The 20524-nt window shown below is 62.6% G+C and carries 19 protein-coding genes, 1 tRNA gene and 1 pseudogene; 8 read left to right on the top strand and 13 right to left on the bottom strand.

Annotated features, from left to right (window positions below):
• The first annotated feature begins 419 nt into the window (after positions 1 to 419).
• Positions 420 to 1541, top strand: a complete 1122-nt coding sequence (locus X743_RS162840; protein WP_023764340.1) for a branched-chain amino acid ABC transporter substrate-binding protein — start codon at positions 420 to 422, stop codon at positions 1539 to 1541.
• Positions 1542 to 1659: 118 nt separating this feature from the next.
• On the opposite strand, the gene X743_RS162845 is transcribed toward X743_RS162840, so the two are convergent.
• The 6 genes from X743_RS162845 to X743_RS162870 all read right to left on the bottom strand — a co-directional run bounded on the left by X743_RS162845 (position 1660) and on the right by X743_RS162870 (position 7930).
• Complete coding sequence (locus X743_RS162845) at positions 1660 to 3624, bottom strand: acetyl/propionyl/methylcrotonyl-CoA carboxylase subunit alpha (protein ID WP_023764339.1); 1965 nt, start codon at positions 3622 to 3624, stop codon at positions 1660 to 1662.
• A 49-nt stretch (positions 3625 to 3673) separates the two neighbouring features.
• Complete coding sequence (locus X743_RS162850; RefSeq protein ID WP_023764338.1) at positions 3674 to 4048, bottom strand: hypothetical protein; 375 nt, start codon at positions 4046 to 4048, stop codon at positions 3674 to 3676.
• A 131-nt stretch (positions 4049 to 4179) separates the two neighbouring features.
• On the bottom strand, positions 4180 to 5787 hold the full coding sequence (locus X743_RS162855; RefSeq protein WP_023764337.1) for a carboxyl transferase domain-containing protein: 1608 nt from the start codon (positions 5785 to 5787) through the stop codon (positions 4180 to 4182).
• Between the two features lies 1 nt (position 5788).
• On the bottom strand, positions 5789 to 6952 hold the full coding sequence (locus X743_RS162860) for an isovaleryl-CoA dehydrogenase (RefSeq protein WP_023764336.1): 1164 nt from the start codon (positions 6950 to 6952) through the stop codon (positions 5789 to 5791).
• Complete coding sequence (locus X743_RS162865; RefSeq protein WP_023764335.1) at positions 6921 to 7562, bottom strand: TetR/AcrR family transcriptional regulator; 642 nt, start codon at positions 7560 to 7562, stop codon at positions 6921 to 6923. The genes X743_RS162860 and X743_RS162865 overlap by 32 nt, the downstream gene beginning before the upstream one ends.
• Before the next feature lie 83 nt (positions 7563 to 7645).
• Positions 7646 to 7930, bottom strand: coding sequence for an acylphosphatase (locus X743_RS162870; RefSeq protein WP_023764334.1), 285 nt, complete (start codon positions 7928 to 7930; stop codon positions 7646 to 7648).
• Positions 7931 to 8183: 253 nt separating this feature from the next.
• Here X743_RS162870 and X743_RS162875 point away from each other — a divergent pair, with 253 nt between their 5' ends.
• Positions 8184 to 8669 (top strand): MarR family winged helix-turn-helix transcriptional regulator, encoded by a 486-nt coding sequence (locus X743_RS162875; protein WP_245264164.1) that lies wholly within the window; start codon positions 8184 to 8186, stop codon positions 8667 to 8669.
• Positions 8670 to 8673: 4 nt separating this feature from the next.
• Here X743_RS162875 and X743_RS162880 read toward each other — a convergent pair whose 3' ends face one another.
• Both X743_RS162880 and X743_RS1000000170380 read right to left on the bottom strand, forming a co-directional pair.
• Positions 8674 to 9786 (bottom strand): pyridoxal phosphate-dependent aminotransferase, encoded by a 1113-nt coding sequence (locus X743_RS162880; protein ID WP_023764332.1) that lies wholly within the window; start codon positions 9784 to 9786, stop codon positions 8674 to 8676.
• Positions 9787 to 10115: 329 nt separating this feature from the next.
• A pseudogene (locus X743_RS1000000170380) lies at positions 10116 to 10319 on the bottom strand (porin); the annotation flags it as partial.
• A gap of 261 nt (positions 10320 to 10580) precedes the next feature.
• Between X743_RS1000000170380 and X743_RS162885 the strand changes: the two are divergent.
• Positions 10581 to 10671 (top strand) — tRNA-Ser (locus X743_RS162885).
• A 114-nt stretch (positions 10672 to 10785) separates the two neighbouring features.
• Here the strand turns inward: X743_RS162885 and X743_RS162890 are convergent.
• From X743_RS162890 to X743_RS162900, 3 genes are all read right to left on the bottom strand, one after another.
• Positions 10786 to 11949, bottom strand: a complete 1164-nt coding sequence (locus X743_RS162890) for an IS481 family transposase (RefSeq protein ID WP_031257489.1) — start codon at positions 11947 to 11949, stop codon at positions 10786 to 10788.
• A 284-nt stretch (positions 11950 to 12233) separates the two neighbouring features.
• Entirely contained in the window at positions 12234 to 12803 is a 570-nt protein-coding gene (locus tag X743_RS162895; protein WP_023764328.1) for a DUF2569 family protein, read from the bottom strand.
• A 115-nt stretch (positions 12804 to 12918) separates the two neighbouring features.
• On the bottom strand, positions 12919 to 13533 hold the full coding sequence (locus X743_RS162900) for a TetR/AcrR family transcriptional regulator (RefSeq protein WP_023764327.1): 615 nt from the start codon (positions 13531 to 13533) through the stop codon (positions 12919 to 12921).
• A 90-nt stretch (positions 13534 to 13623) separates the two neighbouring features.
• Here X743_RS162900 and X743_RS162905 point away from each other — a divergent pair, with 90 nt between their 5' ends.
• The 5 genes from X743_RS162905 to X743_RS162925 are packed head-to-tail and all read left to right on the top strand — an operon-like array spanning position 13624 to position 18205.
• Complete coding sequence (locus tag X743_RS162905; RefSeq protein WP_023764326.1) at positions 13624 to 14715, top strand: spermidine/putrescine ABC transporter substrate-binding protein; 1092 nt, start codon at positions 13624 to 13626, stop codon at positions 14713 to 14715.
• 13 nt (positions 14716 to 14728) lie between these two features.
• Positions 14729 to 15595, top strand: coding sequence for an ABC transporter permease (locus X743_RS162910; RefSeq protein ID WP_023764325.1), 867 nt, complete (start codon positions 14729 to 14731; stop codon positions 15593 to 15595).
• 2 nt (positions 15596 to 15597) lie between these two features.
• A complete protein-coding gene (locus X743_RS162915; RefSeq protein ID WP_023764324.1) occupies positions 15598 to 16380 on the top strand; it encodes an ABC transporter permease in 783 nt (260 codons plus the stop codon).
• Positions 16377 to 17441 (top strand): ABC transporter ATP-binding protein, encoded by a 1065-nt coding sequence (locus X743_RS162920; protein WP_023764323.1) that lies wholly within the window; start codon positions 16377 to 16379, stop codon positions 17439 to 17441. Before X743_RS162915 ends, X743_RS162920 begins: the two co-directional genes overlap by 4 nt.
• 2 nt (positions 17442 to 17443) lie before the next feature.
• Positions 17444 to 18205 carry an MBL fold metallo-hydrolase gene (locus X743_RS162925; protein WP_023764322.1) on the top strand — a complete coding sequence of 254 codons (762 nt, stop codon included), beginning with the start codon at positions 17444 to 17446 and terminating at the stop codon, positions 18203 to 18205.
• A gap of 18 nt (positions 18206 to 18223) precedes the next feature.
• Here X743_RS162925 and X743_RS162930 read toward each other — a convergent pair whose 3' ends face one another.
• Entirely contained in the window at positions 18224 to 18940 is a 717-nt protein-coding gene (locus X743_RS162930; protein ID WP_245264163.1) for a TetR/AcrR family transcriptional regulator, read from the bottom strand.
• A 48-nt stretch (positions 18941 to 18988) separates the two neighbouring features.
• Entirely contained in the window at positions 18989 to 20416 is a 1428-nt protein-coding gene (locus tag X743_RS162935) for an amidase (RefSeq protein WP_023764320.1), read from the bottom strand.
• Positions 20417 to 20524: the final 108 nt, after the last annotated feature.

Genomic DNA, 20524 nt, shown 5'->3' with positions numbered 1-20524 from the left:
ACGCTCCGGCCAAGACTGCGAAGACGGTCGGGCCACAAACAGGGACAAGGCTGCGCAGACAGCCAGGCAACAGGCCATCAACGACAAGAATGCGGCAGGCCGGGCAGGTCCAAGCCGTGCGAACGACCATGATCCCGAAATGGGGAATCCGGTTTTCAGACCGAGATCATGGGCTTGGAAAGACAGGGAAGGCGCGTTGGGCTCGGGGTGCGGGGGCACTTGCGGAACAGCTCGACGAGCGAAAAGCCACGACCAGCCGAAACAAGGCTGGCGTGGTTTTTTTGCGCGGATGAGGGATCCCAGGCCCAATCGAGCGGCGCCAATGCGCCTAGACAGGCCCAATGAAGGATGAAATTGTCCGGCCTCTCTGGAAGAAGCGCGGCCGGGCGGCCGTGCGTGAGTGGAGGAGTTCTATCACCATGAAAAAAATGAGTATTTTGAGCGCGGCCATTTTTGGCCTGATGATGAGCGCACCGGTCGCGTTCGCCGACGACATCACCGTTTCGGTGGTCGGCCCGATGACCGGTCAGCTCGCCACCATCGGCGATCAGTTCAAGCAGGGCGCACAGGCCGCCGCCGATGCCATCAACGCCGCGGGCGGTGTCAACGGCTCGATGATCAAGCTCGACATCGAGGACGACCAATGCGATCCCAAGCAGGCCGTGTCGGTCGCCAACCGCATCGTGGCCAATGGCGTCAAGTTCATCGATGGCCATGCCTGTTCGGGCTCGAGCATTCCGGCCTCGGCCGTCTATGCCGAAGCCGGTGCGCTGATGATGAGCCCGGCGTCCTCGAACCCGGTACTGACCGACGCCGCGGCCAAGGCCGGCTGGCCGACGATCATGCGTCTCTATACGCGTGACGACGCGCAGGGCGCCTTCATCGGGCCGTGGATCGCCAAGAAGTTCGCGGGAAAGAACGTCGTCATCCTGCACGACAAGAGTGCCTATGGCCAGGGCGTGGCCGACGCGGTCAGGGCAACCATGAACACCGGTGGCCTGAAGGAAGTCTACTATGACGCCATCAATCCCGGCGAGAAGGACTATTCGGCGCTTGTCACCAAGCTCAAGGATCTGAAGGCCGACGTCGTCTATTTCGGCGGCTATCATCCTGAAGCCGGCCTGATCCTGCGTCAGTCGGCCGAACAGAACCTGAAGTTCCAGCTGATCATGCCGGACTCCATTGCCTCGCCGGAATTCTGGCAGGTTGCCGGCCCGGCGGGCGAGGGCACCATGTTCGTGTTCCCGTCGGATCCGCAGGCAAAGCCGGAAGCCAAGGCGGCGGTCGAGAAGATCAAGGCCGGCGGTTTCGTGCCCGAGGGCTTCACGCTGTTCTCATACGCCGTGGTCCAGGCGTTCGCCGAAGGCATCAAGCGCGCCGGCAGCGACGATCCGGCCAAGGTTGCCGAAGCCCTGAAGAACGGCACGCCGATCAGCACCGTTGTCGGCGATGTCACCTTCGACGAGAAGGGCGACCTCAAGAATGCCAGCTATGACATCAACCAGTGGCATGACGGCAAGTACGCGCCAATCGCGCAGTAATCGCTATCATTTCGCTGTTGGAAATGGCCGGGCTTGCCCGGCCATTTTCGTTTGGTCGGCAGTCTACGGCGCCCTCTCTGTCCCGACATAGCTATTTCGGTCATCCAGCAACCGGGCCTTAGCCCCGACCATCCTCCACGAACCGCACCAGCACGGTCCCGTCGGTGACCTGCGATCCTTCGGTGGCGATCTCGGCGATCAGCCCGTCATGCGGCGCGGCGATGGTGTGCTCCATCTTCATCGCTTCGAGGATCAGCAGCGGCTGGCCCTTGATCACCGCATCGCCCTTCGCCACGCGCACAAGCTTGACCAGCCCCGGCATCGGCGCGCGCAGGCTGCCGGAGGCGGCAGCGGCGTCATCGCTCCTGGCCAAGGGGTCCGGCACCGCGAATGTATAGCCGACGGCGCCTTCGAACACCGTGACGTGGCCAGGCCAGCGGGCGAGGCGCGGAACGGCGCGGAAATCATGCACATTGGTGCCGTCATAGGGTGCATCGAGCGCGACCTGGAAGCGCCCGTCCGGCCGCACCGAAACCTTTGCCACAATGTCGTCCTCGGCGAACTTCAGCCGCGTACGCCGCGCCACGCCGTGGAAATGCGCATAGCCGGCAAGCGACGACCATGGGTCATCCGAACGCGGCGATGCTTCCGCGCCGGAGGCGGCGAGGGCGGCTGCGGAGATGATTTCGCCGCTTGGCGGCGCGACCTCGGTCAGCACGACCTGATGTCTGCCGATCAAGCCGGTGTCGACGTCTCCGGCGCAAAAATCCGGATCGGCCGCGAGAGCTGCAAGAAAAGCGGTGTTGACGGTGGAACCGGCAATTTCGGTTTGCGACAACGCCGTGCGGAGCGCCTCCAGCGCTGCCTGCCTGTCCTTCGCACCGACGACAAGCTTGGCGATCATCGGATCGTAATAGGGCGAGATGGCATCGCCGGCCCGCACGCCGGTCTCGATGCGCATCGTAGTCCCTTGGGCGGCTGCTTCAGGAAATTTCAGATGATGCAGCGTGCCGGTTGCCGGCAGGAATCCCTTGGCCGCATCCTCCGCATAGATGCGCGCTTCGAAAGCATGGCCGGCAAGCGCGATCTCGCTCTGCGTCTTCGGTAGCTTTTCGCCGCTGGCGACGCGCAGCTGCCACTCGACCAGATCGGTGCCGGTGACCATCTCGGTGACCGGATGCTCGACCTGCAGGCGCGTGTTCATTTCCATGAACCAGAAGCGGTCGGCTTGCAGGCCTTGCGAGGCGTCGACGATGAATTCGATGGTGCCGGCGCCGGAATAGCTGATCGCCTTGGCGGCTTTTACAGCGGCGTCGGTCATGGCCTTGCGCAATGCCGGCGTCATGCCGGGGGCAGGGGCTTCCTCGATCACTTTCTGGTGGCGGCGCTGCGCCGAGCAGTCGCGTTCGTAAAGATGCACGGCGTTGCCAAAATTGTCGCCGAACACCTGCACTTCGATGTGCCGTGGCTTGTCGACATATTTCTCGACCAGCACGCGGTCGTCGCCGAAAGCGGCCTTTGCCTCGCGCCGGGCGCTGGATAGAGCCTCGGAGAAATCGTCGGGATGTTCGACCCGCCGCATGCCCTTGCCGCCACCGCCAGCCCGCGCCTTGATCAGCACGGGATAGCCGATTTCGCGTGCCTTGGAGGCGAGCAGCACGATCTCCTGTGCCTCGCCATGATAGCCCGGAACGACCGGAACGCCGGCCTTCTCCATCAGCCGCTTGGCGGCGTCCTTCAGCCCCATGGCACGGATCGAGGCGGCCGAGGGGCCGATGAAGATAAGCCCTGCCGCCACCACTTGATCGACGAAATCAGGGTTTTCCGACAGGAAACCATAGCCGGGATGGATGGCTTGCGCCCCCGCGGCCAAGGCCGCCGCGACGATCCGGTCGCCGCGCAGATAGCTCTCGCCGACCGGCGAGGAGCCGATATGCACCGCCTCGTCGGCCATTTCGACATGCAGCGATTTCGCGTCGACGTCCGAATAGACGGCAACAGTGTGCACGCCAAGCTTGCGCGCCGTGCGGATGACGCGGCAGGCGATCTCGCCCCGATTGGCGATCAGGATCTTGGCGAACATGGAGCCTCCCGGTTTTGCCTCGGGCGGCGCTGGTTCGGCAGATGCCCGGCTATTTCGAAGCAGCGATCTCGCAGGCGCCGCCCGTCGTCACCCTGTGGCGGGCGACCGTACCCTCGCAGGATTTCATCGCCAGATCTTCGGCCACCTTCTGAGAGGGAGCGTTCAGCTTTGCACCGCAGATGATATACAGCGATCTCACCCGTGTATAAGGCGTCGTGGCGTAGGCCGAATGGCCGCCCGCCGCAATATAGGCCTTGTAAGCCTTGGTGCACGGTGCCTTCTGCGTGTAGGGCAGAGTTGGCGGAAAACGCTTGTCTCCTTCGCTTCCCGCAAGCGACACGGCGATACTCACGCTGGATGCCGCGAGCAAAAGAATTACTGAAAGTATTGAGGCGGATGCATTCTGTAGGTATTTCGGTTTCATTTTTAGCCCATCCCCATTGCGTAGTGCAGTGCAAGCACAAGCAATAGCGAATATTTCCAACCACCACTAGCTCTGCGGTGAGGGCTCGCAATTTCGTGATGGGATGGATGGCCACGCCGATGTCGTTCATCTCACATCCTGAACACGCCGAAGCGGGTTTCCTCGATCTCCGCATTGAGTGCTGCCGACAGGCTGAGCGCCAGCACCTCGCGCGTCTTTGCCGGGTCGATGATGCCGTCATCCCAGAGCCGCGCGGACGAGTAGAGCGGGTGCCCCTCATGCTCGTATTTCATCAGGATCGGCTTCTTGAACTTCGCCTCTTCTTCCGCGCTCCACTCGCCGCCCTTGCGCTCGATGCCTTCGCGCTTGACCATGGCAAGCACCGTTGCCGCCTGTTCGCCGCCCATCACCGAGATGCGGGCATTCGGCCACATCCACAGGAAGCGTGGCGAATAGGCTCGACCGCACATGCCGTAATTGCCGGCGCCGAACGAGCCGCCGATGATCATGGTCACCTTCGGCACCTTGGCGGTGGCCACCGCCATCACCAGCTTGGCGCCGTCCTTGGCGATGCCGCCTGCCTCGTATTTTCGCCCGACCATGAAGCCGGTGATGTTCTGCAGGAAAACCAGCGGTATCCCGCGCTGGCAGCACAACTCGATGAAGTGCGCGCCCTTCAGCGCGCTTTCGGAAAACAGCACGCCGTTGTTGGCGATGATGCCGACCGGCATGCCGTGGAGATGGGCGAAACCGGTGACAAGCGTGGTGCCGTAATTCTGCTTGAACTCATCGAATTCGGAGCCGTCGACGATGCGCGCGATCACCTCGCGCACATCGTATGGCTGGCGCAGATCGGTCGGCACGATGCCGTAGAGTTCATCCGCAGGATGAAGCGGCGGATGAGCTTTCCTGGAGGTCAGGCTTACGGTCTTGTTTCGATTCAGGTTCTTGATGATGCGCCGGCAAATGGCCAAGGCATGCTCGTCGTCCATCGCATAATGGTCGGCGACGCCGGAAAGCCGCGTGTGCACGTCCGCGCCGCCCAGATCCTCGGCGCTGACATCCTCGCCGGTGGCCGCCTTCACCAGCGGCGGGCCGCCGAGGAAGATGGTCGCCTGGTTGCGCACCATGATCGTCTCGTCCGACATCGCCGGCACATAGGCGCCGCCGGCCGTGCAGGAACCCATGACGCAGGCGATCTGCGGAATGCCGGCCGCCGACATGTTGGCCTGGTTGTAGAAGATGCGGCCGAAATGCTCACGGTCGGGAAACACCTCGTCCTGGTTGGGCAGGTTGGCGCCGCCGCTGTCGACCAGATAGACGCAAGGCAGATTGTTCTGCAGCGCGATCTCCTGCGCGCGCAGATGCTTCTTCACCGTCAGCGGATAGTAGGTGCCGCCTTTCACGGTGGCATCGTTGACGACGACCATGACCTCGGTGCCTTCGACGCGGCCGACGCCGGCGATCAAGCCGGCCGCCGAAATCTCCTCGCCATACATCGACCACGCCGCGAACTGGCCGATCTCGAGGAAGGGCGAGCCAAAATCCAGCAATTGCGCGAGGCGCTCGCGTGGCAACAGCTTGCCACGGGAGACGTGGCGTTCACGCGCCTCCTCGGAGCCGCCGCGCTCGACGCCTGCCGCCTTCTCCGCGATGTCGGCGACCAGCGCCCGCATGCGCTCGGCATTGGCGCGGAAAGTGTCGGAAGAAGGCGAAATCTGGGTCTGGAGCACGGCCATTCTACACCCCCTCCGCCATGATCTCGCGGCCGATCAGCCAGCGGCGGATTTCGCTGGTGCCGGCGCCGATCTCGTAGAGCTTGGCATCGCGCAGGAGACGCCCGGTCGGATAGTCGTTGATATAGCCGTTGCCGCCAAGCAGCTGCAGCGCATCGAGCGCCATCAGCGTCGCCTTCTCGGCGGCGAACAGCACGCAGCCGGCGGCATCCTTGCGCGTCGTCTGGCCGCGATCGCAAGCGGCGGCGACGGCATAGACGTAGGCGCGCGCGGCATTCATCGTCGTGTACATGTCGGCCAACTTGCCTTGCACCAGCTGGAATTCGCCGATCGCCTGGCCGAACTGCTTGCGCTCGTGCACGTAGGGGATCGCCACGTCGAGGCATGCGGCCATCAGGCCTATCGGACCGCCGGCAAGCACGGTGCGCTCATAGTCGAGGCCCGACATCAGCACCTCGACGCCGCGTCCTTCCTCATGCAGCACATTGTCGAAGGGCACTTCGACATCCTCGAACACGAGCTCGCCGGTGTTGGAGCCGCGCATGCCGAGCTTGTCGAGCTTTTGCGCCACGGAGAACCCGGCCATCGCCTTCTCGACGATGAAGGCGGTGATGCCGCGCGATTTCCGCTCCGGATCGGTCTTGGCATAGACGACCAGCGTTTCGGCATCCGGCCCGTTGGTGATCCACATCTTGGTGCCGTTGAGCACATAGCGGTCGTTGCGCTTTTCGGCGCGCAGCTTGAGCGAGACGACGTCGGAGCCTGCGCCGGATTCCGACATGGCGAGCGCGCCGACACGCTCGCCCGAGCACAGCGGCGGCAGGAATCTTTCCTTCTGCGCCTGTGTTGCCCAGCGGTTGATCTGGTTGACGCAAAGATTGGAATGAGCGCCGTAGGAGAGGCCGACCGACGCCGAAGCGCGAGAAATCTCCTCCACCGCGATGACGTGGGCCAGATAACCCATGCCGCTGCCGCCGAAATCCGGATCGGCCGTTATGCCGAGCAGGCCGAGCGCGCCGAACTCGCGCCACAGATGCGCCGGAAATTCGTTCTGGCGATCGATGTCTCTGGCGATCGGCGCGATCTTGTCCTGGGCGAAGCGCCGCACCAGGTCGCGCAACGCCTCGATGTCTTCGTCATGCCCGAAGCTGAGCGTGTTCGTATACATTCCGTTCCTCCCCGGTAGTTGTCGCGCCAACCAGCCGCATTGTCATCGAAAGATATGTCGCCGTCACTTCAGCGATCGACAGCCGCTCGCCCGGGCGAAACCAGACGATGACGCCGGTCATCATCTGGATCAGCGCCATCGCCGTCAGTCCGGTGTCATCGATGCTGAAGGCGCCTGCCTCCGCGCCATCGCGCAGGATCGAGCGCAGTTCCTTTTCATAGGCCGTGCGCATGCGCAGAATCTGCGTCAGCCTGTCGGGCGAAAGGCTGCGCAGTTCCATGTTCGATACATGCGTGGCGTGCCGTCGCTCGATATGGAAAGCGATGTGGTTGCGCACATAGGCCGCAAGCTGCTCCGCTGGATCGGCGCCGACTGGCCTGGCCTGTTCCCAGGCCCCGCGAAGCCCTTCCATGTGCTCGCGCATCAGCGTGAACAGCAGGTCTTCCTTGGTCGGGAAATAGCGGTAGAGCGCGGCGGCCTGCACGCCGACTTCCGCCGCCAACTGGCGCATCGACATCGCCTCGTAGCCGTAGCGCGCAATCAGGCTGACCGCTGCCTGGCGGACAGCCGCCTCGGTCTTTTCGCCATCGGATCCTGTGGTGCGCGCCATAGTCGCCTCATCGAAGCGGAATTAATAAAACGAACGTTCAATTAATTCAAGTGGCCGGGCTAAATCAAGTGGGCAAAATCCGCCTATGCGACGATCCTGAAGTCTCCAGGCGCGGTCCATGTCTCGAGTTCGTCGACATCGATCCGTGAAACCGATGCACCCGCCGGGCCTTGCCAAAGCCGTTCGACCATCGTTGAAACCGCGGCATCGTGACCGCCAAGCCATGCCGTTACCGAGCCGTCTCTCTCGTTGCGCACCCAGCCTGCCAGGCCAAGCGCCGTCGCCTGGCCTTGCGCCCAGATCCTGTAGCCGACGCCTTGCACTGTACCATGCACGCGCGCTTGCACCGCCCTTTTCCGGTCATCCATGTTTCGGCCATCCATGTTCCGGTCATCCATGGCTCGCTCCCTTGCAGAGGGTCTCTGCATAGAGGCTCCCTTACATAGAGTCTGGCGCAGGATTGGACGAAGGCAATTGGCCCGAAGGGATTGATGTCATTTAAAGGGCGGAAGATGGGTGACTTGATCCTCTGAATAGTTGACTTGGTCAACTTTCATGTAATGATGGGACGACGTGGAAATCTCAGGGGGAAGCGCCGACATGCCAGCCGGGCGGAATACCTTGATCGGCGACATCCGTCGCTTCAACCGGTTCTACACCGGCTTGATCGGGCTGCTCGACGAAACCCTGACGCAAAGCGCCTATACGCTGACCGAGGCGCGCATCCTGTTTGAACTCGCTCAGCGACCGGGCCACATCGTCGGAAATCTTGGCGGCAAGGCAGGCTTTCTTGCGCGGGCGCTTCGACTCGATATCGGACCAGCAGCATCCGAAATCGCCCGGGAACTCCATTTGGATCCTGCCTACGTCACGAGAATCCTTCGAAAATTCTCCGCTGCCGGCCTGGTCGAAATGCGCACGGACCCCGACGTACCGCGTCTTCTCTCGCTCACGGCACGGGGCATGGCCGCGCTGGCCGGACTTCAGGCGGCCGCCGATCGCGATCTCGCCCCCTTGACCGAGAGGCTTGGCGATAAGGAAGCCGCCGAGTTGTCGGATATGCTGATGCGCGTCAGCCACATGCTAGGCGGAGCGCCGGCATCCTAGTGGTCTAGTTTCCCCGTGCCGCGGCCAATGCGCCGGGCAGCTCCTCGGCGAAAATGTCGAGCTCGTGGTCGAGCCCGACGCTGACGCGGATGCAGCGGTCCAGCCGTGGCGCCATCGGCTTGCGGATGAACACGTCGCGCGACAACAACCCCTGCAGCACTTTCAGCGCGAAATTACCGTCATGGCCACAGTCGATGGTGACGAAATTGGTCGCCGAGCCCAGCGGCTTCAGCCCGTTCTGTTCGGCGACCGCCGTGATGCGTCGGCGCCCGGCAGCCACCAGCGCCACCACTGTCTCGAGATAGGCCTGGTCGGCAAGCGCCTCGACACCGGCGATTTGCGCCATGCGGCTGACACCGTAGTGGTTGCGGATCTTTTCGAAGTCACGGATCACTTGCGTCTCCGCCACCGCATAGCCGCAACGTATCCCGGCGAGCCCGTAAGCCTTTGAAAAGGTGCGCATGCGGATGACGTTCGGCCGGGAAATATCGATCGGCGGCAGGGCCGAGGCTGGCCCTAATTCGCCATAGGCCTCGTCGAGCACCAGCATGGTTGTTTCAGGCAACGCCTCGATGAAGCGGATGATTTCGCCCGCCTCCCACCAGGTGCCCATCGGATTGTCCGGGTTGGACAGATAGACCAGCGGCGCCTTTTCCTTGACGACCGCCGAAAGCAGGCCGTCCAGGCTTTCGTGGTCGTTCTCGTAAGGAACGGTCACCAGCCGTCCGCCAACGCCGGCGACATGGAAGTTGAAGGTCGGATAGGCGCCGAGCGAGGTGACCACCGCATCGCCTGGCGCCACATACATGCGCGCCACCAGGCTGAGCAGGCCGTCTATGCCTTCGCCGACGACGACATTCTCGACCGCCACGTCGTGATGCGCGGCTACTGCAACCTTGAGATCGTGATTGTCCGGGTCGCAATACATCCACATGTCGCGGGCGATTTCGGCCATGCGGGCTATGACACGCGGAGACGGCCCAAAACTGCTCTCGTTGGCGCCGATGCGGGCACGGAAAGCCCGCCCGCGCTCGCGCTCCTGCGCTTCGGGACCGACAAACGGCACAGTCGAAGGAAGCGCTGCGATGAGCGGTGTGAGGGGAGGGCGCTGGCGCATGACGGAAGCTCGCATGGAAGGGGCTTTCTTGCTAGCTTGACCGCATGATTGGCGCAAGCTGTGGTGGCCTCGGTTTGTCGTGCTGGATTCCTGCGACTGTTTTTGCTAGCGAGGCAAATGAACAACCGACTGCCGCCTGCCTGGTCCAAACATCTGAAAGCTCCGTCCGGCTCGAAAATCCCGCACCCGAAAATCGCACAGCCAAAGGCGAACCAGCTATCGCGGGCACAGGCCGACGACGCGTTGCTCGGCAGGCGGTAGAGCTTCATCAAGCAAACCGGTTGCTTGAGGCCGAGGCACCTGTGTCAGCGCGTCCTGGCCCACAACCCGCCCGAGCCTTCTTCGAGCGAGACCACGGCCGAGAAGCCATTGCCGGCATCGAAGTAGTACTGCACGACGTTGGTGTCGATATTGCCGTAGGGGACAATCGTATCCTCCATGACGTTGCCGGCATAGCCGATGAACGTATCGAAAGCAGATTCGTCTTTACCGACGCGCAGGCCACCGAGCTGGGTCCAGGCGAAGTTCAGCGAACGCCCTTGTTGTGCCCCTGCCAGCCGTCACCTCACTCAGAAAGCTCTCGTTAACCTTCAGGCCCGCCGCAACCGCTTGTTTCCAGCCGAATCCGGCAATCGGCCGACGGAATCATGGCAAAGCCTGGACTCGCCGGCCTGGGATTTGCCGCAGAACCGCCGCAGTTGGGGAAACCGCGATTTCCGGCGCCATCTTATTTTTCCATATAATGGTGCGGGCTTGTTGATTGTGGCGGCGCTTTTCTTTATCTGCGGCGCAACGGAGAGGTGGCCGAGTGGTCGAAGGCGCTCCCCTGCTAAGGGAGTAGAGGTCAAAAGCTTCTCGTGGGTTCGAATCCCATCCTCTCCGCCATCCTGCTTCGGGTCCGTTCCGGACACATAGGTTACGGTTTATACCGGAGACATGGGTAACACTTTTGGCCCGAAAGGGTTTTNTCGGGTCCGTTCCGGACACATAGGTTACGGTTTATACCGGAGACATGGGTAACACTTTTGGCCCGAAAGGGTTTTGGAGTGGTTCGAGCCTGCATGTCTCATCGTCGAAATATCCCAAATCATAGTCCATGAAGGTAGCCAGCCAGATATGGTCCTCGACCTGTTTGATGCCGACGGTCTGGCCGGCGAAGACGAGACTGAGATTGATCTTCTTGCGATTGTAGCAGATGCGGCCGCAGGTGGTGACGGTGACAGCCTTGTCGTGAAACGGATAGTCGAGGTCCGGCAGGCCGGTGTAGGGGCGCGTTGAGGGCGTGTAGCGCTCTGCCGGACAGTCCATGCCGAGTGCCTGATGCGGGCGTTCTGAGTTGAACTCGTCGATGAAGTCATCGAACCTGGCCTGCTGCTGAAGGAAATTGGCGCCTGCCGGTTTGGTGGCTTCCCTCTTCAGGGTGAGGTGCATGCGTTCATGGCGCCCGTTCTGCTGCGGGCAGCCCGGCTTGATGCGCTCGATGTCGATGCCCAGGCGCAGCCACCAGACCGACAGCTTGCTGAGGTTGAACAGCGCGTTGGGGCTGGCGAAGGGAACGCCATTGTCGGTCCTGATCGCGCTGGGCAGGCCGAACTCTTTGAAAACGCTTTCGAACACGGTGAAGGCAAAGGCTTCCTTGGTGGTCGACAGCGCCTCGCAGGCGATGAGATAGCGGCTGGCGAAGTCGGTGATGGTCAGGGGATAGCAATAACGTCGGTCGGCGAGCATGAACTCGCCCTTGTAGTCGGCACACCAAAGATCGTTGGGTCGATAGCCGTTTGAAAGCGGTGTCCCCGTCGCCCTGTTGCGCCTTCGCTTGCGGTGCTCGACCATGCCGTGCCGGTCGAGCACCGCATGCACTGTCGAGATCGCGGGCCGGTGCACATCGGGATACAGCCGGGCCAGCCGCTCGCGTATCTTCGGCGCCCCCCATGTCGGCTTATCTTGCTTCAGGCGCACAATCAGCTTCTCGATTTGAAACGGAAGCTGATTGGCGTGGCGATAGGGCCGGCGCGATCGATCCGTCAGCCCTTCAAGGCCGCTGTCATTGTAGCGCGTGAGGATCTTGTAGCCGGTCTTGCGCGAGATATCGAACTCCCGGCAAAGCACCGCCATCTTCTCGCCGTCCAGCAACCGGGCGACGAACTTCAGCCGCTCTTCCATGACGTTACACTCCTTCCAAGGCACCTTGCTCTCCTTGCAAAGGGCCGAAAGTGTAACCCATCTATCCGGAATGAACTGTCACCCATCTCTCGGGAAGGGCAATGGTCCTCGACCTGTTTGATGCCGACGGTCTGGCCGGCGAAGACGAGACTNGCTCTCCTTGCAAAGGGCCGAAAGTGTAACCCATCTATCCGGAATGAACTGTCACCCATCTCTCGGGAAGGGCAATCTGTACGATCGTCGAGAACCGAAAGCCTTCCAAGGGCGATCGCAGCGCCGATATTCTATGAGGCGCTGGCGACTTGCTCAGATGCATTCGTCCTGGTGAACGTGTTCCTCACCCTGACGGACCTGCAGACATAGGCGACCCAGATGCCAGCCGCGACAAACGAGGCTATCGGTGCCGCCAGCGCATCTCCTGCGAGCACCTGGTTCACCGGAACGCCCAGCAATGAAGAAATCCAGATCGTGTCCAGGACAAAAACGACAGGGATCGCAAGCCACTGGAGCAGAAACAATTGCGGGAACCGGCGGCTTTTCCGCAGCATTGAAACGAGCACAACCAACTGAAGAGCCAGAAAGGCCAGATTGAGTGTAACCTCGCCATAGACCGCTAGTGGCCCATTTGAGAGGGTCATGAGTTGCTGGTAGCCGTCGGCCGAGTTGGCCAAATCGGCGAGTGTGCGCAGTGGTGACAACGCCTGACCGATCGCCAGCAGCATCAGCCAGCCGCCGAATCCCACAAGTGGCTCAGGATTCTGTGACGGCTTCGCAGCTGACCGAACAGCGAAGAAAACAGGTACGCCGATCAACAGCAGTACAATCGCCCAATGCCAGATGGAAAACGTCCCCATTTCACTCCCCCTTTTTATGCCCTCCTAAGTTGTATCAGATTTCAACCTCAACTCAAGACGTGAAACTGATGCGGAACGACGAAGCGACGGTTTCTCCTGCCTGCTCCTGACTCGCTCACACTCCAATCGCCGCCACCAATATGCGGTTCTGCCGACGTATGGCCGCGCGCAGCTCCGGTATCCTGGCCTCGTCGCGCTTCACGAACTCGATGAACATCATGTTCATGTTGTTGAAGATCAGTTCGCCGAGCGCTGCCCCGTCGATGTCCTGCCGTACCAGCCCAATCTCCTGCAGCCGGGTGATCAGGGCGCGGATCTGCTCCGTCAGCGAGCGGTCCAGCGCCGTATAGGCCTGGCCGAACGGACTGTCGGGCAGTTGCGTCGAGATCGCCATCGCCTGCCGCCACATCTCCTTGCTGAGGTAATGCAGCGAGTGCTCGATATAGATGCCGACCAGCGTGTCCAGCGCGTCGCCGACATTGGCCGGCGGCCTTGCGACCACGCCGCGGCCGGCGTTGAGCACCTCGTTGACCTCGAGCGAGACGATGGCGCCGAGGATGTCGCCCTTATTCTCATAGTAATTGTAGATGGTGCCGACCGACACCTCGGCCTGCATGGCGATCGCCTCGATCTTGGCGCCCTCATAGCCGGCGTCGCGGAAAAGTGCGGCCGCCGCCTCGATGATGCGCCTGTGCCGATCCGCCTTTTGCCTTGCCCGCAATCCGCTCATATCAGCCTCTTGCCACAAAAATAGAATTGACTCAATTTTAAAACTGGTTCAATTTTTTGCAAGAAGCCACAAAGGCAGGGAGAACACTCGATGTCCGCACAGTCAAAAGCCATGAATCCGCTTTCCGTCCTGAAGAACCATCTACGCGCCGCCTGCGCTGCCACCGCGCTGCTGCTTGGCGCCGGCAGTCTCGCCGAGGCCGCCGATCTCAACGCCCTGATCTGGTGCGATCATTCCGATCCGGCGCTGCTGCAGCCCTTCGAGGAAGCCAACAACGTCAAGGTCAACGTCAAGGAATTCGAGGGCACCGGCGCCGGCCTCGCCATCGTCGAACAGTCGCAGCCCGGTGACTGGGACGTGAGGGTGATCGACAGTATCGATGTGCCGCGCGGCGTCGAAAAGGGCCTGTTCGAGCCACTGCCGGAAGACAAGCTGCCGCTGGCCGACCTGTTCCCGCAGGTGAAGATGGACGGCTCGACCGTGGTCGGCGGCAAGCGCTACGGCGTCACCGAAAAGTTCGGCTACAACACGATCGGCTTCAACAAGACCAAGGTCGACCCGGCCGACATGCAGTCATTGGCGTCGCTGACCAGCGACAAGTACAAGGGCAAGGTTGCCATCTATGACTATTACCTGCCGGTCATCGGCATGGCGGCACTCGCCATCGGCAAGAAAACGGCGGAGCTGACCGAGGCCAACCTCCCAGCCATCAAGGCCGAGCTTCTCAAGATGAAGGCCAATGCCAAGCTGGTCGGCGAAGTCACCGCCAGCCAGACGGCGCTTGCGACCGGCGAGGTCGACATACTGGTCGGCGGCGGCGAATGGGTGACGGCGGGGCTAGCCAAGGAAAACCCGGCGCTCGACTTCTCCATCCCGAAAGAAGGTGCGGTGCTGTGGTCGCAGTCGCTGGCCATGTTCAAGGATTCCAAGAACAAGGACATGGCGCTGAAGTTCATCCAGTACATCATGAGCCCGGAAGGCCAGGCGCGGCTTGCCACCTCGTCCTGCTATTGGGGCATGCCCTCCAACTCCAAGGCGGCACTGACCGACGACCAGAAGAAGATCCTGCGCTTCGACGAGCAGCCCGGCTTCCTTGCCCGCGCCCAAGCCTATCCGGCGCCGAACGCCGATCTCGACAAGAAGATGCAGGATATGTGGACTGAAATGCTGCAGGCGAAGTGAGCGGATACCGCTCGTGAATTCGACTGCAAAAGACGGGCGCGCCCTGCCCCGGGCGGGCAATGCCCTGCCCTGGGCGCTGGTCACACCGGCGCTTGGCTGGACGCTGCTGTTCTTCGTGCTGCCCTTCATCGCCATGGGGCTTTCCAGCCTCACGGCACATGAGGGCGGCGGCTTCACGCTCGCCAATTACAGCCAGTTCTTCACCGACCCGTCCTACTGGCAGGCCATGGTGAACTCGCTCGAGGTGACGGCGATCGTCACCGTGGTCTCGGTGCTGCTCGCCTACCCCTTCGCCTGGATCCTCGCCGAACAGGTACCGGAACGCTGGCAGCGGCTGGCGCTGATGCTGGCCGTGCTGCCGTTCTGGACCTCCTATGTCTTGCGCTCCTACTCCTGGCTGCTGGTGCTGGCGCAGAACGGCGTCATCAACCGCGCGCTGACCGGCGCCGGCCTCATCACCGAGCCGCTGCAGCTCGCCAACACTCGGCTGGCCACTGTCACCGGCTTCGCGCACTTCTTCGTCATGCTGCTGACGTTGACCATCTTCGCCAATCTGAAGCAGCTCAGCCCGAGTTACCGCAAGGCCGCGGCAGATCTCGGCGCCGGGCCGGTGCGCACCTTCCTGCATGTCGTCCTGCCGCTGACGCTGCCCGGTATCATGGTCGGCGCCTTCCTCACCTTCGTGCTGTGCATCGGCGACTACATCACGCCGCAGATCCTCAGCGGCAACAACGAGCTTCTGATGCCGCAGCTGGTGATGATGCAGATCGGCCGGCGCGGCGACTTCCCGCTCGCCTCGGCGCTGTCGATCATCCTGATGGCGGTCGTCACCGTTGCCTATCTCGCCTGCGCCCGCTGGCTGAAGATCGAGCGGGCCTGACCATGCACCGGGTTGTCCGCGTCATTTCCTGGCTCTACGCGCTTGCAGTGTACGGCTTCATCTTCCTGCCGGTGGTCGTGCTGGTGCTGTTTTCGCTGCAGGCGACGTCATTCCCGATCCCGCCGTTCACCGGCCCGTCGCTGCGCTGGTACGAGGCCGTTCTGTCCGACACGCGGCTGACCTCGGCGCTGGTCAATTCGCTGCTGGTCGCATCCATCTCGTCGCTCGCCGCGGTCACGCTGGGTTTCCTCTCGGCCTGGGGTTTTGCCCGCTTCGTGCTGCCCGGCTCGGGCCTGCTGCGCGGGCTGATCACGCTGCCGCTGACGGTCAGCTACCTGATCATCGGCATGGGGCTGCTGGTGCTGTTCAACTGGGCCGGCGTGCCGAAATCGCTGCTTGCCGCCGGCATCGGCCATGTGGTGATCAATTTGCCGCTCTGCTTTGCCATCATCTACAGCCAGATGGGCGACCACCAGATCAACATCGAGCGCGCCGCGCGCGATCTTGGCGCGCCGGAATGGAAGGTGCTGCTGCTGGTCACGGTGCCGGTGATGGCACCGGCGATCTTCGCCGGCTTCTTCCTGTCGATGACCTTCTCCTGGGACGAGTTCGTGATCTCCTTCCTGCTGACGCGCTTCGACACCACGCTGCCGGTGGAAATCTGGAACCTGCTGCGCTCCGGCCTCAACCCCAAGACCAACGCGGTCGGTTCGCTGGTCTTCGCCGTTTCCATCGTGCTGGTCGTGCTGTTCGAACTGACATTGCTGCGCAGGAGAAAGACATGACCGCGCCCCTGGTCGACATACGCAGCGTCTCTCACCGTTTCGGGCAGTTGGCCGTGCTGAAAAATGTCTCGCTGCAGATCGAGCCCGGCAGCTACACGATCCTGCTCGGACCGTCGGGTTCGGGCAAGACGACGCTGTTGTCCATCCTTGGCGGTTTCGTCACGCCCAGCGAAGGCAAGGTGTTCATCAGCGGCAAGGATTGCACCTCGGTGCCGCCGGCCAGGCGCCCGACCACGACCGTTTTCCAGGATTATGCGCTGTTTCCGCATATGAGCGTCGGCGGCAATGTCGGCTTTGGGCTGCGCATGCAGGGCGTCGACGGTGCGACCCGTGCCGCCCGGGCGCGGGAAGCGCTGGCGCTGGTCGGGCTGGCCCCCGCCTTCGACAAGAAGCCGCACCAGCTTTCAGGCGGCCAGCGGCAGCGCGTGGCGCTGGCGCGTGCGCTGGTGATCGAGCCGGCGGTGTTGCTGCTCGACGAGCCGCTCGGCGCGCTCGACCTCAAACTGCGCCGGCAGATGCAGGACGAATTGAAGGCGATCCAGAAGCGCGTCGGCACCGCCTTCATCCATGTCACCCATGACCAGGAAGAAGCGATGGCGCTTGCCGACCACTGCGTGGTGATGAATGACGGCCGCATCGAGGACGAAGGACCACCCGAGCGCGTCTATGCCCGGCCGGCGACGCGCTTTTCCGCCACCTTCATGGGCGAAAGCACGATCCTCGCCGGCACGGTCACCGAGGCCAAGGACAAGACAAGCACGGTCGCGACGCCTGTCGGGGCGGTTTCGCTGCGCGGTGCGTTGCCGGTGGGCTCGGCCATTGCGCTGGCTATACGGCCGGAGCATCTGAGCCTGGGCGCCGCCTCAGGCGCCACAAGGCTGGGCACGGCCAAGGTGAGCGACGTCGTCTTCCAGGGCAGCTTCAAGCGTGTGCTCGCGATGTCCGTCGAAGACCCCTCGGTGCAGCTCATCGCCAAGCTGCCCGCAGCGGCCACGGTCCAGCCGGGCGACACGGTCGCGGCTTCGTGCGATACCGACCAGATCATCCTGCTGACGGATTGAACATGGGCATGCTTGCGGTCATCGACGCACCCGACTGGTACGAGACCATCCGCATGGCCGACGGCGTGACGCTGATCCATGAGCCATGGATAAAGCCGTTCTTCCGCTGCAACATGTGGCATGTGCGCGGCCGTGACCGCGATCTTCTCTTCGACACCGGGCTCGGCCATTTCAGCCTCAGGCGCCAGGTGCCGCTGGTGAGCGAGCGCAAGCTGACCTGCGTGGCCAGCCACACGCATTTCGACCATATCGGCTGCCATCACGAATTTCCCGACCGCTGCGTGCACCGTGCCGAGGCGGAAATCCTCGCCGATCCGCGCAACGAATGGACGGTGGCCGACCGCTATGCGACCGACGAGATGTTCGATGGCATCCCGAAAGGCTGGGACACCGCGCGCTACGGCATTTCAGCCGCGCCGGCCGGTCGGCTGCTCGAACATGGCGACGTTATCGATCTCGGCGACCGCGCCTTCGAGGTAATCCACACGCCGGGCCATTCTCCCGGCGGCATAGCGCTGCATGAGAAGAAAACCGGCATCCTGCTGTCCGGCGACATCGTCTATGACGGCCCGCTGATCGACGACGTCTATCACTCGGATATCCCGGACTATGTCGAGACACTCGCCGCCCTGCGCGACCTCGACGTCTCGGTCGTGCATGGCGGCCATTTCCCGAGCTTCGGCAAGGCCCGCTATCGTCAGTTGATCGATGAATACCTGGCGCGAAAACGGCAGGTCGGCTGCCATCTGCGCAAGAGCCCCTGACGATCTTAACCCATCAGTTCAAAAGTGTCGCGGAAATGCCTGATGCAACAGCAGCAGCATGGTTTTGCGCAGCACATCGGTGTCACGGCTGGAAGGGTTCAGATGGTCCCAGTACCAGGCGCCATGAACCAGATAATTCAGGCTTTCCGACAGGGTTCGTATGTCGACGCCGGTGTAACCACCGCTGCGCGAAATCTCGATCAGCAGTTCGCGCGCTTCGGCGGTGTAGGCGAGATCGCTCGGCAGGCCGATTTCATTGTAGATCTGCATGCTCTTGCGGTCGCTGGAGAACACGACAAAGACCGAAACCCATTTCGGATGCTGCCGGGCAAAGCGTTGCGCGCAGTCGACCGCGCCGAGCAGCCTCTCGACCGGCGAGAGGCCGGGCGCCCGCACCAGGGTGACCCACAGCTCGTCATATCGATCGCTGAGATACTGCAGGACGGCCCGGAACAGGTTTTCCTTGCTGCGAAAGTGAAAGACGACCAGCGCGTTGGACGAGCCGACATGTTCGGCGATGCGCTGCATGGTGACGCTCGCCAGGCCCTCCTCCGCGATGAGCTCGATCGTGGCGTCGATGATGCGCTGCACGCTCGCTTCGCCGCGCTCGCGCCGACGGTCCTTGGGGGGAGCATCGTTTGCCGCCCCCCTGCCCTTGGCCGTCGCGGCCTTGCGTTTCTCTGGCTTTGCGGTTGCCTTGCGTTGCGCCATTTTCGTCAGGCCTTTCGGACCCACGGCGGAAATATCCCGCCCCTTAGTTACTTCGCTCGCTCCAGAGGTCACTCAGAGCGAAGGGCGTGTCCCGGCGTTCCCATACCATTGCCCCCGGGCCGTTTCATAGGCCAGCCCGGCTCGGAAGACATCGGCGTCGCTATAGGTACGGCCGACGATCTGGATGCCTGTCGGCACGCCGCTGGTTGCATGGCCCGAGGGTATGGACAGAACCGGGCAGCGACTCATCATGTTGAACGGAGTCGTCATCACCCAGCCGAGCGACGGGTTCACCTCTTTGCCATTGATCTCGACCCTGTCCCTGGTCTGGTCGAACTCCGCCGGCACCGCCGGAAGCGCGTTGGTCGGGCAGATCAGCACGTCATGGGTTTCCAGCAGTGGACCCAGCGTCTGGTACATCCTGGCCGCCACATCGAGCGTCGCGACAAAATCCGTTGCCTTGGATTTTTGTCCATCCTCGGCGAACTGCCGGGCGTAGCTGGTCATGTCCTTGCCGTGCTTCCCGAGCAGTTGCGACAGCGATGCGCCGAAAAGATGCTCCAGGTAGGCCATGCCGGCCTTGAGCACATCGTCCCCCCAGCCCAGATCGACCTCCTCGACGGTGGCGCCGAGCGAGCGGAACACGTCGCAGGCGGCAAGAGTGTTCTTGCGCACGTCAGGGTCGACTTCAAAGGAGCCGAGATCCATGGAAAAGGCTATTCTCCAGCCCTTGATCGGCTTGTAGTCGAGCGGCAGGCGCAGTTTCGGGCGCAGCGTGGCGATATCGAGCGGGCTCGGTCCGGCCATGACGTTCTGCAGCAGGATCGCATCCCTGACGTTTCGCGCCAGCGGACCGGTGTGGCAATAGAAGTCGAGATTGAACGGCGGTTCGTCCGGATTGCGCCCGTAAGGCGGCTTGAAGCCGACGAGACCGCAGGCCGAGGCCGGAATGCGGATCGATCCGGCAATGTCCGAGCCGGTGGCGATCGACGACGTGCCGGAGGCAAGCGTGGCCGCCGAACCGCCGGACGAACCGCCCGGCGTGAAGTCGCGGTTCCACGGATTGCGGGTGACGCCCCAGCGCTTCGACCAGGTGTAGCCGGCACAGCTGAACTCGGGCGTCGCCGTGCGGGCATGGATGATACCGCCGGCCTTGATAACGCGCTCGTTCATCGTCGAGGTGTGGCCGCCAATGGCGTCCTTCGACAGCAGGGAGCCGTGCGATGTCGGCTTGCCCTTGATGTAGCTCTCGTCCTTGATGCCGATCGGCAGGCCCTCGAGCGCGCCGGTGCGGGCGCCCTTGGCATATTTTGCCTCGGCCTTGGCCGCCAGCCCCATCGCTTCCTCGAAATGCGTGAAGGTGAGGCAGTTGATCGCCGATTTGGTGGTTTCGGCCCGGCGGATGGTGGCGCGCATCAATTCGACGGGCGACAGTTTCTTCGCCTTGAACAGCCTCAGTGCTTCATGGGCCGGCATATAGCAAAGGTCGAGATCGGACATCGGAAATCTCCCGCGATCGCGAGACCGCACTTGGCATCAAGGGTCGGATATGAGGGTGGCCGGACCGCGCGCTGCGGTCCGGTGGCTGTTCGTCGTGTCGGTCGGCGG

The sequence above is a fragment of the Mesorhizobium sp. LNHC232B00 genome (assembly GCF_000502435.1).
GTDB classification, from domain to species: domain Bacteria; phylum Pseudomonadota; class Alphaproteobacteria; order Rhizobiales; family Rhizobiaceae; genus Mesorhizobium; species Mesorhizobium opportunistum.
This window is presented reverse-complemented; position numbering and strand designations above follow the sequence as displayed.

Excerpts from the sequence above, each read along its gene's own strand:
- X743_RS162935 (WP_023764320.1), bottom strand. The coding sequence starts at position 20,416 with ATGTCCGATCTCGACCTTTGCTATATGCCGGCCCATGAAGCACTGAGG.
- X743_RS162880 (WP_023764332.1), bottom strand. The coding sequence starts at position 9,786 with ATGCGCCAGCGCCCTCCCCTCACACCGCTCATCGCAGCGCTTCCTTCG.
- X743_RS162900 (WP_023764327.1), bottom strand. The coding sequence starts at position 13,533 with ATGAGCGGATTGCGGGCAAGGCAAAAGGCGGATCGGCACAGGCGCATC.
- X743_RS162890 (WP_031257489.1), bottom strand. The coding sequence starts at position 11,949 with ATGGAAGAGCGGCTGAAGTTCGTCGCCCGGTTGCTGGACGGCGAGAAG.
- X743_RS162915 (WP_023764324.1), top strand. The coding sequence starts at position 15,598 with ATGCACCGGGTTGTCCGCGTCATTTCCTGGCTCTACGCGCTTGCAGTG.
- X743_RS162855 (WP_023764337.1), bottom strand. The coding sequence starts at position 5,787 with ATGGCCGTGCTCCAGACCCAGATTTCGCCTTCTTCCGACACTTTCCGC.
- X743_RS162920 (WP_023764323.1), top strand. The coding sequence starts at position 16,377 with ATGACCGCGCCCCTGGTCGACATACGCAGCGTCTCTCACCGTTTCGGG.
- X743_RS162870 (WP_023764334.1), bottom strand. The coding sequence starts at position 7,930 with ATGGATGACCGGAAAAGGGCGGTGCAAGCGCGCGTGCATGGTACAGTG.
- X743_RS162840 (WP_023764340.1), top strand. The coding sequence starts at position 420 with ATGAAAAAAATGAGTATTTTGAGCGCGGCCATTTTTGGCCTGATGATG.
- X743_RS162850 (WP_023764338.1), bottom strand. The coding sequence starts at position 4,048 with ATGAAACCGAAATACCTACAGAATGCATCCGCCTCAATACTTTCAGTA.
- X743_RS162895 (WP_023764328.1), bottom strand. The coding sequence starts at position 12,803 with ATGGGGACGTTTTCCATCTGGCATTGGGCGATTGTACTGCTGTTGATC.
- X743_RS162860 (WP_023764336.1), bottom strand. The coding sequence starts at position 6,952 with ATGTATACGAACACGCTCAGCTTCGGGCATGACGAAGACATCGAGGCG.
- X743_RS162905 (WP_023764326.1), top strand. The coding sequence starts at position 13,624 with ATGTCCGCACAGTCAAAAGCCATGAATCCGCTTTCCGTCCTGAAGAAC.
- X743_RS162865 (WP_023764335.1), bottom strand. The coding sequence starts at position 7,562 with ATGGCGCGCACCACAGGATCCGATGGCGAAAAGACCGAGGCGGCTGTC.
- X743_RS162845 (WP_023764339.1), bottom strand. The coding sequence starts at position 3,624 with ATGTTCGCCAAGATCCTGATCGCCAATCGGGGCGAGATCGCCTGCCGC.
- X743_RS162925 (WP_023764322.1), top strand. The coding sequence starts at position 17,444 with ATGGGCATGCTTGCGGTCATCGACGCACCCGACTGGTACGAGACCATC.